The sequence below is a fragment of the Streptomyces sp. NPDC016851 genome (assembly GCF_055562795.1).
The window spans coordinates 324,468-335,625 of sequence record NZ_JBVHEP010000008.1 but is presented as its reverse complement, the minus strand read 5'-3'; the positions used below and the strand labels follow the sequence as shown (position 1 = coordinate 335,625).

General features: G+C 73.1%; 10 protein-coding genes. 5 read left to right on the top strand and 5 right to left on the bottom strand.

The window, feature by feature from the left end; translation table 11 throughout:
- The first annotated feature begins 180 nt into the window (after window positions 1-180).
- The 5 genes from ACZ3I3_RS16045 to ACZ3I3_RS16025 all read left to right on the top strand — a co-directional run bounded on the left by ACZ3I3_RS16045 (window position 181) and on the right by ACZ3I3_RS16025 (window position 6,762).
- On the top strand, window positions 181-1,467 hold the full coding sequence (locus ACZ3I3_RS16045) for an MFS transporter (protein ID WP_467365495.1): 1,287 nt from the start codon (window positions 181-183) through the stop codon (window positions 1,465-1,467).
- Window positions 1,468-1,710: 243 nt separating this feature from the next.
- Complete coding sequence (locus ACZ3I3_RS16040; protein ID WP_467365493.1) at window positions 1,711-2,436, top strand: dienelactone hydrolase family protein; 726 nt, start codon at window positions 1,711-1,713, stop codon at window positions 2,434-2,436.
- 386 nt (window positions 2,437-2,822) lie between these two features.
- Window positions 2,823-5,684 (top strand): FtsX-like permease family protein, encoded by a 2,862-nt coding sequence (locus ACZ3I3_RS16035; protein WP_467365491.1) that lies wholly within the window; start codon window positions 2,823-2,825, stop codon window positions 5,682-5,684.
- A gap of 44 nt (window positions 5,685-5,728) precedes the next feature.
- Window positions 5,729-6,442 carry an ABC transporter ATP-binding protein gene (locus ACZ3I3_RS16030; RefSeq protein WP_467365489.1) on the top strand — a complete coding sequence of 238 codons (714 nt, stop codon included), beginning with the start codon at window positions 5,729-5,731 and terminating at the stop codon, window positions 6,440-6,442.
- Between the two features lie 113 nt (window positions 6,443-6,555).
- Window positions 6,556-6,762 (top strand): hypothetical protein, encoded by a 207-nt coding sequence (locus tag ACZ3I3_RS16025; RefSeq protein WP_467365487.1) that lies wholly within the window; start codon window positions 6,556-6,558, stop codon window positions 6,760-6,762.
- On the opposite strand, the gene ACZ3I3_RS16020 is transcribed toward ACZ3I3_RS16025, so the two are convergent.
- Genes ACZ3I3_RS16020 through ACZ3I3_RS16000 form a run of 5 tightly spaced genes read right to left on the bottom strand, consistent with a single transcriptional unit; the run spans window position 6,756 to window position 11,107 of the window.
- Window positions 6,756-7,346, bottom strand: a complete 591-nt coding sequence (locus ACZ3I3_RS16020; protein ID WP_467365485.1) for a S26 family signal peptidase — start codon at window positions 7,344-7,346, stop codon at window positions 6,756-6,758. The two genes, ACZ3I3_RS16025 and ACZ3I3_RS16020, sit on opposite strands and share 7 nt — an antisense overlap.
- On the bottom strand, window positions 7,343-9,244 hold the full coding sequence (locus ACZ3I3_RS16015) for an ABC transporter ATP-binding protein (RefSeq protein ID WP_467365483.1): 1,902 nt from the start codon (window positions 9,242-9,244) through the stop codon (window positions 7,343-7,345). Before ACZ3I3_RS16015 ends, ACZ3I3_RS16020 begins: the two co-directional genes overlap by 4 nt.
- Entirely contained in the window at window positions 9,241-9,792 is a 552-nt protein-coding gene (locus ACZ3I3_RS16010) for a thioredoxin domain-containing protein (RefSeq protein WP_467365481.1), read from the bottom strand. The genes ACZ3I3_RS16015 and ACZ3I3_RS16010 overlap by 4 nt, the downstream gene beginning before the upstream one ends.
- A gap of 8 nt (window positions 9,793-9,800) precedes the next feature.
- The gene (locus tag ACZ3I3_RS16005) at window positions 9,801-10,364 is read right to left on the bottom strand and encodes a MauE/DoxX family redox-associated membrane protein (protein ID WP_467365479.1); all 564 of its coding nucleotides are present in this window, start codon (window positions 10,362-10,364) and stop codon (window positions 9,801-9,803) included.
- 5 nt (window positions 10,365-10,369) lie between these two features.
- Entirely contained in the window at window positions 10,370-11,107 is a 738-nt protein-coding gene (locus ACZ3I3_RS16000; RefSeq protein ID WP_356925690.1) for an AfsR/SARP family transcriptional regulator, read from the bottom strand.
- Between the last annotated feature and the right edge of the window lie 51 nt (window positions 11,108-11,158).

Below are 11,158 nucleotides of genomic sequence, written 5' to 3'. Positions count from 1 at the left end.
GGCCCGCCCCCTACGTCCCCCCCCCCCCCCCCCGGGGGGGGGGGCCCCCCCGCCGGCGGGTGGGCGCACCAACCCCCCCCGTTGCCCGTGGGGGGGGGGGCCCCGGGCCCGCCGCCCACCCCCACAGGCCACAGAGTCCCACCCCGCCCGCTCCTGCCGACGGATGTGAACAGCACAGCCATGCCTCACCACACGACCACCCCCTCCCCACCACTCACCGCATCCGACACCGGCCTGGCGAACGCCCGCACACAAAAGCGCGTCCTCACCGTGCTGTTCGCCTCCCAAGTCCTCAGCGGCCTCGGACTCGCCGCGGGCACCACCGTCGCCGCCCTGCTCGTGCAGGACATGCTCCACTCCACCGCCCTGGCCGGCCTGAGCAGCGGCCTGCTCACCGCAGGCTCCGCGCTGGCAGCCATCGCCGTCGGCCGCCTCTCCCAGGCCCGCGGCCGCCGCCCCGGACTGGCCGCCGGATACCTCGTCGGAGCAGTCGGCGCGGCCGGCGTCATCGCCGCCGCCGTCACCAACAGCGCCGCCCTGCTCTTCGTCGCCCTGTTCCTCTACGGCGCCGGCACCGCCGTCAACCTCCAGGCCCGCTACGCCGGAGCCGACCTCGCCGCACCGGCCCACCGTGCCCGCGCCATCTCCACCGTCCTGGTCGCCACCACCCTCGGCGGCGTGGCCGGCCCCGCCCTCGCCGGCCCCACCGGTGACCTGGCGGGCGCCCTCGGCCTGCCCGGCCTCACCGGCCTCTTCGTCATCGCCACCGTGGCCTTCACCCTGGCCGCCCTCGTCCTGATGATCTGGCTGCGCCCCGACCCCCTCCTGATCGCCCGCACCCTTCACACCGACACCGACACGGCCCAGCACACCAGCGCACCCCCTGCATCCGCGCCCGCACCGCGCACCGCACGGCGCGTGCCCAGCCTGCCCCTGGGCGTCCTGGTTCTGGTCCTCACCCAGATCGTCATGGTGGCGGTCATGACGATGACCCCCGTCCACATGCACGCCCACGGCCACGGCACCGCAGCCTCCGGCCTCGTCATCGCCCTGCACGTCGGCGCCATGTACCTGCCCTCCCCGCTGACCGGCCGACTCGTCGACCGCTACGGCTCCGCATCCATCGCCGTCGGGGCTGCCCTCACGCTCCTGGCCTCCGGCGTCCTCGCCGCCACCGCACCGGACGACTCGGTCGCCCTGCTCGCCCTGGCCCTCACCCTGCTCGGTCTGGGCTGGAACTTCGGTCTGGTCAGCGGCACGGCCATCGTCACCGAGGCCGTCCCCCTGGCCACCCGCGCCAAGACCCAGGGACTCGTCGACGTCGCCGTAGCCATCGCAGGCGCAGCCGGCGGCATGGCCTCGGGCCTCGTCGTCGCCGCCGCCGGCTACCCCGCCCTCGCCATCACCGGCGCAGCCCTCGCCCTCGCCCTGCTGCCCGTCATCATCGCCACCGCCCGCAAGCGGTAACACCTCACCAGAGCGGATCGCCACCCGGCCGGGCAGAAGGTCTCCGATGCCGCGACCACCACGATGCCCGTCTGCGCGCAGCGGCGCCCGGTGCGCCCGCCCTTCGGGCGGACGGCGGTTTGTCCACAGACTCTGAGCTGATGAACCGCTGACGGAGTGGTTTCGGAATACGCCAGAGACCTGCCTCTGCCAGCGGCAGAACACCGGCCCGACCGGGCTCGACGATCACTACAGTCCAGGCTCATGACGACAGTTGCAACGCGCACGATCGAATACGCGGCCGACGGCCTGACGATGATCGGGCACCTCGCGCTCCCGGCCGGTGTCGACCGCCGGCCCGCGGTCCTGGTCGGGCCCGAGGGGGTGGGGCTCAGCGACGTCGAGCGCCGCCGGGCCGATGCGCTCGCCGAGCTGGGATACGTGGCGCTGGCCTTCGACCTCCACGGCGGGCGCTATTTGGGCGACCCTGAGGAGATGTTGGCCCGCTGCATGCCGCTGCTCGCCGACCCCGACCGGATGCGAGGCATCGGCCACGCGGCGCTCGACGTGCTCCGCGCCGAGCCGCGGACCGACCCGGACCGGATCGCCGCCGTCGGCTACGGCACCGGGGGCGCAATCGCGCTGGAACTCGGGCGCGACGGCGTCGACCTGCGCGCGATCGCGACAATCAACGGGTTGACCACGGGCCGACCAGGCGAGACGGCGCGCATTCACTGCCCGGTGTGGGCCGGGGTCGGGTCGGAAGACCCGATCATGCCGCCCGCGCAACGGGACGCATTCACCGCCGAGATGCAGGCTGCGGGCGTCGACTGGCGCCTCGTGGTCTACGGCGGCGCCTTGCACGCCTTCCATCACCCACCGGTCGACCACATCGTGCTTCCCGGGGTCGGTCATCACCCTCAGCACGCGCAGCGAGCTTGGCGGGACGTCGTCGACCTGCTCGCCGAGTGCCTGCCCATGACGGAGTGATCTGGGCAGACTGAGGGTTGTTCACGGGCTCTGACAGCTCGTTGGGGATGCCGAGGTGGACGGCTGGTCGCTGAGCTCGGCGTCGGGTCTCGTCGCGCTTCGCGCGGAGGAAGGTGAGGGTGAGGTCGATGCCCTCGATCTCACTGGTCCGTCCTTCGGCCTCGGCCTGCGTCCTGTGGCGGATGACGTCTCCTAGGAATCCGCAGGTCAGCCGCACATGTGGTGGGACACCATAGTTCTGGGTGCTGAGGTCATGCCGCCACCATGCCGCCGCCGATGACTACGAGAGCCCCCATCGAGCCCGCGAGAGTCCTCGCTCCCTCGCTGCCGTCGTCGTGTATCGCCCATGTATGGCCGCTCCCTAGCATGACGCCGATGGAGGCGCCATGTGGGGAATGATCACCGGTCAGCTGCGCAGACAGTCCATGCGGACGCTGACGCTGCTGGTCGGTGTGCTGGTGGCGACGGCCGGGTTCACTCTGCTGACGGGGTCCGTGGAGACCTCGCGCCTGACGGTGAAGGCGTCCGCCGACGCGAACTTCCGTGCCGCGTACGACATCCTCGTACGGCCCTCCGGTGCGCGGACGGGGCGCGAGGAGTCCGTCGGCCAGGTGCGGCCCAATTTTCTGTCCGGGCAGTTCGGTGGGATCACGCCCGGTCAGTGGCGGGAGATCGCCGGCCTGCGAGGGGTGGAGATCGCCGCTCCCGTGGCGATGCTCGGCTATGTGCAGGCCGGGACGCACGCCCGGGTCGATGTGACCGGGCAGCTCGACCCCCAGGCCGACCGGCAACTGCTGCGGCTGCGCAATACCTGGACCACGGACCGGTCGCTGAGCAAGGCCCAGGACCCGGGTTCGGTGTACGTCTACGTCACGGGCAATCCGGTCGTGCTGCCGGATGCCGGATCGACGGCCAGGGACCCGAGTTGGAGGAGTCTGTACACGTACCGCGGCCGGCAGCTGACCGAGGTCGGTGACGCGCTGAGCCGAGGGGACAGCCCCTGCGACGAGGGGGAGATGCCTCCGCTCGAGGTGCTGCCCGGGGGGAAGTTCGAGCCGCTGTGCGCCCTTCGTACGGTCTCCTCGTACGGCGGTGGCGCGGTCAACGACCAGCTCGACCCCGCCCAGCGCAGCGAACTCGTCGTCGTGCGGCGGCACGCGGACGGCAGCTTCACCAGCGGGACGGACGTGCACAACCGCACGACCTCCCGCCGCGCGGTGGTCGACATCGACTGGTCGATGACGCTGCTGCTCGCCGCCGTCGATCCCGAGCAGGAGGCTCGGCTGGTCGGGGTGGACGGGGCGATGGCCTCCGGCCGGTATCTGAAGGACGGTGAGAAGCCCGCCGTGGACACGCGGGGCGGGTCGCGGTTCGAGGACATTCCGCTGATCAGTACGGACCGGCCCTATCTGGACGAGCAGTTGAGCACGTCGGTCTCAAGGGTCACGGGAACGCTTCCCAAGCTCTCCGGGCGTGGCGGGAAGGAGCTGCGCGGTCTGCTGGCCGGGTTGCCCGTCAGCCCGGGGCCGGCCACGCGCGCCGACGCCGACACCGTGTTCCGGCGGTCGGTCGTGGACGGCACGATCGATGTCAACCCCTTCGTCGTCCTCCAGGCGGGAGCACCCCGCTATGCGTCCGGCGGGGGAGTGCTGCGGCCCGCGCCCGTCGCGTCGGACAGCGGTGAGCTGTGGCGGCAGTCGACGTACGGCGGCGATCTGCCGGCGTGGTTCGTTCAGGACACGGCGTTCCGGCCCGTGACCAGGCTGCCCGGAACCGACGCGAGCCAGGACCACTTCCCGCAGTTCAGCGTGGTCGGCACCTACGCCGTCGAGCGCCTGAAGGGCTTCTCGAAACTGTCCGAAGTGCCCCTGGAGACCTACCGGCCGCCCGCCGCCCGCGCCGCCGACGAGGCCGGCCGCGCCGCACTCGGCGGCCAGGCGCTCGCCCCCAACAGCAACCCGGGCGGCTACCTCGCCACGCCGCCGCAACTGCTCACCACCCTCCAGTCGGTTCAGGCCGTCACCGGCCCCGACTCGCCGCATGCCAAGGACCCGATCTCCGCAGTGCGGGTCAGGGTCGACGGTGTGCACGGAACGGACGAGGCGTCCCGGGAACGTATCCGCGCGGTCGCCGAGGCGATCACCACCCGCACCGGGCTCGACGTGGACATCACGGCGGGCTCCTCCCCGGCACCGCAGCAAGTGGCACTGGGCGAGGGCAAGTTCGGGCGGCCCGCGCTCGCGCTGACGGAGAACTGGACCGCCAAGGGCACCGCCGTCGCACTCGTCGAGGCCGCCGACCGCAAGAGCGTGCTGCTCTTCGGCCTGGTGCTCGGCGTGTGCGCGCTGTTCCTCGGCAACGCCGTCGCCGCCTCCGTACGCACCCGGCAGCGCGAACTGGCCGTCCTCGCCTGCACCGGCTGGACGGGCGCCCGCCTCGCGGGACTTGTCCTCGGTGAGGTCGCCCTGGTCGCGGCCGTGGCCGGTGCCGCCGGTGCCGGAGCCTCGTTCCCACTGGGCTGGGCCTTCGGCCTCGACGTCACCGCGGGACGTGCGCTGCTCGCGATACCGCTGGCGGTGGCCACGGCCCTGCTGGCCGGGGCGCTTCCGGCGATACGGGCAGGACGGCCGTATCCGGCACAGGCGCTGCGGGGCTCGGTTGCCGGGCCACGGCGGGCCCGGCGCGCCGGGCGCGGACGCACGCTGCCCGGGCTCGCGGTGAGCGGAGCGTTGCGTACGCCGTCCCGTTCGGCGCTCGGCGCGCTGGCGCTCGCGGTGGGGGTGGCCGCGGTCTCCCTGCTCACGGCGGTCATGTGGACGTTCCAGGGCGCGGTCCAGGGCACGCTCCTCGGCGAGGCGGTGTCCCTCGAGGTGCGCGGGGTCGATGTGGCCGCGGCCGTACTCACCGCGGCCCTCGGGGTGTTCGCCCTCGCCGATGTCCTCTATCTCGACAGCTGTGAACGGGACGGGGAGTTCGCCATGCTGCGGGCCTGCGGCTGGGCCGACACCGAGGTCATGCGACTGGTCGTCGCGCAGGGTGCGGTGATCGCCGTGGCGGGCGCGGTGCCCGGCGCGGCGACGGGGCTCGCACTGACCGTGGCCTTCACCGGCTCGATTCCGGCGGGGCTGCCGGTGGCGGTGGGCGTGGTCGCGGTGGCGGGAGTGCTGGCGGCCGTGGCGGGCAGCGTCGTCGCCGCCGGCCTCGCGGTACGGCGGTCGCCGGCGGGGCCGTTGGCCGAAGAGGGATGATCCACGCAGGATGGACAGAGGTACGGAGAGGGAGAGAGAACCCTATGGGGGACGGTGCGTCGGTCCTGGTGGAGGACCTGCACAAGAGCTTCGGCACCGGTGACGGGCTGATCAAGGCCGTCGACGGCATCAGCCTGGACATCCCGGCCGGACGCAGCGTCGCCCTCGTCGGCGCCTCCGGCTCCGGTAAATCCACACTGCTGCACCTCATCGGGGCCATCGAACGGGCCGATGCGGGACGGGTGTGGGTGGACGGCCAGGACGTCACCGCGCTGGGGCGGCGGGCCGCCGCTTCGTACCGGCGCACGGTGGGGTTCGTGTTCCAGCGGTTCCATCTGCTGCCGGGGCTGAGCGCGCTGGACAACGTGCTGGCTCCCGTGCTGCCCCGCAGGACCGGCTTCGACCGGGACGCACGCGCCCGTGAACTCCTCGCGGCGGTGGGTCTGGAGGGACGGGAGTCGGCGTTGCCCTCGCAGCTGTCCGGCGGTCAGCAGCAGCGGGTCGCGGTGGCACGGGCACTGATCGCCCGGCCCCGGCTGCTGCTCGCCGACGAACCCACCGGAAGCCTGGACTCGGCGACCGGTGAGCACCTCATGGACCTGGTGGGAGAGCTGGCCGCCGAGTACGGCTGCACGCTTGTGGTGGCCACGCATGACATGGGGGTGGCGGAGCGCTGCACGGACGTGCTGCGGGTACGGGACGGGCGCCTCGGTGAGGTGGCGGGCAGCGGCGGCTCGAGATCGGGGCCTGCCCGGTGAGAGGGGCGTTACGTGGTCCGCGTATCGGCGATGTATGGCAGGCGTATGCCGTCCCCGTAGCGTCATGGACGAACGCCGTCGTGACGGGCGACGGCCCCAATTGGGGGTTAGTCATGCGCACTCTGAACCGACTCGCGGACTCGGTCCTCGGCCGGGTGGTACCGCGCGCCGAGGCCGATGCGAGTACCACGGAGTACTGGTGCCGCCGTGACACGAGCTGCGGCCCCCAGTACCCCTCCGCCAAGGGGAACTGGCGCCGCACCTGCCAGTCGCCGGGCACGAACTGCACGGCGTGGACGCTCTATTCCTGCTGCTACTGACGCGGTTCCTGTTCTCCCCGGTGCCGCCTCCCCGTGGCATCTGTCGCGCCCGGCCCCCCGTCGCGTCCTGCGGCGGGGGGCCGGGCGGTCGTGCCGAGCACCACCGCGACCACCACGTCCACGGGTACGAGGCCGACGGTCCGCGAGTCCGTGCTCACCGCCGCGTTGTCGCCGAGCACCGCCATCCGCCCGGGCGGCACCAGGCCAGGACCCCCGGGAACGCCGGCCGGAACCGGGTCGCCCGGCAACGCCGCGATCCGTTTCACCCACAGCCCGTCCCCGTCCGCGACCGGCCCCACCACACGGGCGCCGTCCGGCAGTTGCACCGGCAGGACGACCACCTGGCCCACACGCAGCCGCCGGCCCGCCGAGCCACCGCGCCACCCCGGAAGGCGCCCGCCTCGCCCCGGAAGGCGCCCGCCCCGCCCCGGAAGCCGTCCGCCTCCGCCCGGAAGCCGCCAGCCTCCGCCCGTACGACCTCCGAGCCGACGGGCCAGGACCACCGCCCCGTCCCGCAACCCGGGCTCCATGCTGTGCCCCCGCACGGTCACGAGCATCAGCCACCTGCCGAGCAGCCGCTTCACCCCGCGACCTCCCGCTCCCGGCCGGACTCGACCCGCTGAACCCCCGCCACCTCCCGCTCCGGCCCTGACGCGTCCTCCCGGAATCCCGCCGCCTGCCCACGGAACAGCTCGGCGTACCGTCCCGACGGCAGCCTCATCAGCTCCTCGTGCGGTCCTTCCTCCCGCACCGCACCCCCGTCGAGGAGCACGATCCGGTCCGCGGTACGCACCTCGCTCAGCCGGTGCGAGATCAGCAGCCGGGCCCGTCCCCGCCCCAACCCCCGGATCACATCGGAGACCTCGGCCTGAGCATCCGGATCGAGGCCCGAAGTCGGTTCATCGAGCACGAACAGGTCCCGGTCCGCCCGCAGCAACGCCCGGGCCAGCGCGACCCGTTGCCACTGTCCGCCGGAGAGCACGACACCGCTGTCCCGGTCGTTCGCCCCGAAGAACCCCCGGGTCAGCATCGTGTCGTACCCGGCCGGGAGACTCGCGAGGACCTGGTGTACCCCCGCCTCGCGCGCGGCCTCGACGACCTCCGGGCCCAGGGCGCCGTCTGGAGTGCGAACGGCCAGCGCCGGATCGCCGAGCGCGATGTTCTCCGCCGCCGTCATCTCGTACGAGACGAAGTCCTGGAAGACGACACTTAGCCGGTCCCGCAGCGACTCGGGCGTGAATTCCCGAAGATCCGTCCCGTCCCACAGGATCCGCCCACGTTCGGGGTCGTAGAACCGGCAGAGCAGTTTGACCAGCGTGCTCTTGCCGGCCCCGTTCACACCGACGAGACCCACGCTCTCCCCCGCGCGCACCGTCAGCGTCACGCCCCGCAGCACCCACGGCAGATCCGGGGCATAACGGAACCACACGTCATCGAGGACGATCCGGTCGCGCAGGGGGCCCGCGACCCGCCGCGCCGTGCCGGGCCGTGCGCCGCCCTCGGCCACGGCCACGTACTCGGCGAACACCAGCAGATGCTGATGGCCGTTGGCCACCGCCGTGACCGCCGAGCCGAGTCCGCCCTGTACCGAGGCCACCGCCGCGAGGAACACGGACAGGTCCCCGACCGTCAGCGTCCCGGCCGACACCCGGCCCACCGCCCACAGCAGCCCGCCGCCCGCGATACCCGAAGCCAGCAGCGTGGGCAGGGAGTTGACGCTCAGACGGCGTACGTCGAGCCGGTGCCGGATCCGGTTGACGGCCCGCCGCTCGACGAGCATGCGCTCCCGCAGCACATCCCCGATGCCGAACAGCCGTATCTCCTTGGCCGCCGTCGTACCGCCGAGCAGCGTCGAGAAGAACGCCTCGCGGCGCTCGCCGGCCGTCACGCCCGCGAACGCCGCGGCTGTCGCCCGGGCCAGCCGTAGCTCCGCGACCAGCTTCGGTACGGCACCGAGCAGCACCAGTCCCGCAAGGACCGGGCTGACGGCGGCCAGAATCCCGGCGAACCCCACCAGCGTCCACCCCGACCGCAGCACGATCAGCGCGCACTGCACCAGCTGTACGGGGGTGTCCTGGCCGGACTGCTGGGCGAGCCGGAGCCGGTCGAGCCGTACCGGATCCTCGTAGAGGTCCAGGCCCGGGTGGGCGTTGACCGCACGGAACAGCCGGTCCTGCGCGGTCAGCGCCACGGCCCGGGTGAGCACGCCCTGGCAGAGATCGTCGACGTACGGCAGGAGCGCGAGCAGCACGCCGATCGCTGCCAGGGCCGCGGCGGTCGCGGTGACCTCCCGCGTCCCGTCCCCGGTGAGCGAGTCGATCAGCTGCTTGGTCAGCCAGGCCGCCGCGATCGGCCCGGTGGCCTCGACGACGGCGAGCAGCAGGGTCGCCGCGAGGGCGCGGCGGTGCGCGCCGAGCGCGAGCCGCAGCGCCGTGGCCGCGACCCGGGGCCGGGACACGGGGTGCTGTGCCGGGTGCGTCATACGACCGGCCGGCCCACGATCCCCGCTTTGGCGATGAGCTCCGGCGCGCTCACCGCCGACCAGCGGATCGCCACGCCGTCGCCGGTGTCCTCGAGGCCGCAGACCAGGGGCAGCCCGTCCACCCGGAACGTGGTGATCCACGACTCGACCCAGGGGTCCTTCGGGTCGCCGACGATGACCCGGGCCACCGGTTCCAGGGCCTTCGTGAAGCGCGCGTTGTCGTCGTCGGTGCCCTCGGAGAGGACGGCGACGACCCGTTCGCTGCCGCCGGGCTCGTCCATGGCGCTCGTGACGACCAGCGGCAGCAACTGCTCGCAGGGCTCGCAGCCCGGTGCGAGGAAGGCGACGAGCGCGGGCCGGGTGCCGTCCGGTATGTCCACCATGGCGCCGGCGGTCATCCGGTGGGCGTCGGTGATGCCGGTGACCGGGGCGGACGCCGCGTGGGCCGGGCGGGCCTCGATCTCCTTGAGCCGGCGGATGACGCCGTACAGGAGAAGGAGATTGAACAGGCCGAGGAGCAGGCCGAGCGCGGAGAGACCGAGGGACACGGGGACTCCTACGGGAGGTCGGTGGAGCGAGCGGCGGAGGCGGTGGGCGCGGTGAACAGATCGGCGATGTCGTCCAGGCCGATCACGACGACGGCCAGCACCGCACCCGCGGCCACGGACACGACCAGCCCGCCGCCCGCCGCCCGCATCGGACCGGAGCCGGTGACGACCAGGGCGCCGACGGCGGCCAGCAGCAGTCCGGTGTTCCTGACCAGGTGCAGTACGCCGAGGGGGCGCCCGGTGCGGCCGAAACAGGCGCACGTCACGGGCGGACCGCCGCCCCGTACCGCCCGCACCACGCCGAGGGTGAGCGCGGCAAGGACCAGCGAGGCAAGGAGCAGCCCGATGACACCGGCCCGCGTGCCGGGCAGCAACAGCAGGCCCGCGGCCACGCCTTCGGCCGTGACGGTGGCGTACGCGAGCGGGCGGCGCGTGCCCGCAGTGCCGAGGCCCATGTCGGCGAGCGTGGTGAGGAACGCACGGAATCCGGCGGGCCGTGCCTTGCCCACGGCGGATGCGGCGAGGACGACGGCGACCAGGATGTGGCAGGCCGTCAAAAGCCCGGCGGTCATGGCATTCACCCCGCGAGCAGCTGCTGATGCAGCCGGCCCAGACAGGCATCGGGTTCGGTGCCGAGCTCGCGGCGGAAGACGGTCCGCGCCGACTCGAACGCGTCGGTCACGCGTCCGGGTTCGCCGAGGTGGTGATGGGCGTTCAGGACGAGCAGCCAGCTGCGGATGCGCAGCGGCTCCGCGGCGAGCACCTGCCCCGCCGTACGCAGCGCGGAGTGCGGCTGGCCGACGCCGAGCCAGGCGTCGGCCAGATCCTCGGTGGCGCGGATGCGCTCGGCGTCCAGGGTGCGCAGCGGGCCGTCGAGCATGCCGTACCGCTCGACTCCGGGGGCCGCGTGGTCCGAACTCCACAGCGCCAGCGCGGCGTTGAGCAGCTCGATGGCCCGGGGCGGGTCGTCGGTGACCGCGCTGCGGCCCCGGTCGGCGAGCCGCTCGAACACCAGGTGGTCGACGGCGTCCGGCGCGATGCGGAGTTCGTAACCGCCCTGGTGGCTGATCAGCGGGGTGGCCATCGGTAATCGTCGGCGCAGGAGATGGGCGTACGAGCGCAGGTTCGCGACGGCGGAGCGCGGCGGCTCGCCCGCCCACAGGGCGTCCATCAGGTTCTCCAGGGACACCACGCTCCCCGGCCTGAGCAGCAGCGCGGTGAGCAGTGCGCACGGCTTGATGCCGCGAAGTGGCCCCGGGTGTGCGCCGTCGCTGACCTCGATCGGTCCCAGGATGCGTATCAGCGGTGCCTGCACCTGCGCTCCCCCTCTGTGACGCGTGGTCGGCTTGGGGGCACACCGTATTAT

Coding starts and splice junctions, on each gene's coding strand:
- ACZ3I3_RS16035 (WP_467365491.1), top strand. CDS start 2,823: ATGTGGGGAATGATCACCGGTCAGCTGCGCAGACAGTCCATGCGGACG.
- ACZ3I3_RS16030 (WP_467365489.1), top strand. CDS start 5,729: ATGGGGGACGGTGCGTCGGTCCTGGTGGAGGACCTGCACAAGAGCTTC.
- ACZ3I3_RS16005 (WP_467365479.1), bottom strand. CDS start 10,364: ATGACCGCCGGGCTTTTGACGGCCTGCCACATCCTGGTCGCCGTCGTC.
- ACZ3I3_RS16015 (WP_467365483.1), bottom strand. CDS start 9,244: ATGACGCACCCGGCACAGCACCCCGTGTCCCGGCCCCGGGTCGCGGCC.
- ACZ3I3_RS16025 (WP_467365487.1), top strand. CDS start 6,556: ATGCGCACTCTGAACCGACTCGCGGACTCGGTCCTCGGCCGGGTGGTA.
- ACZ3I3_RS16040 (WP_467365493.1), top strand. CDS start 1,711: ATGACGACAGTTGCAACGCGCACGATCGAATACGCGGCCGACGGCCTG.
- ACZ3I3_RS16045 (WP_467365495.1), top strand. CDS start 181: ATGCCTCACCACACGACCACCCCCTCCCCACCACTCACCGCATCCGAC.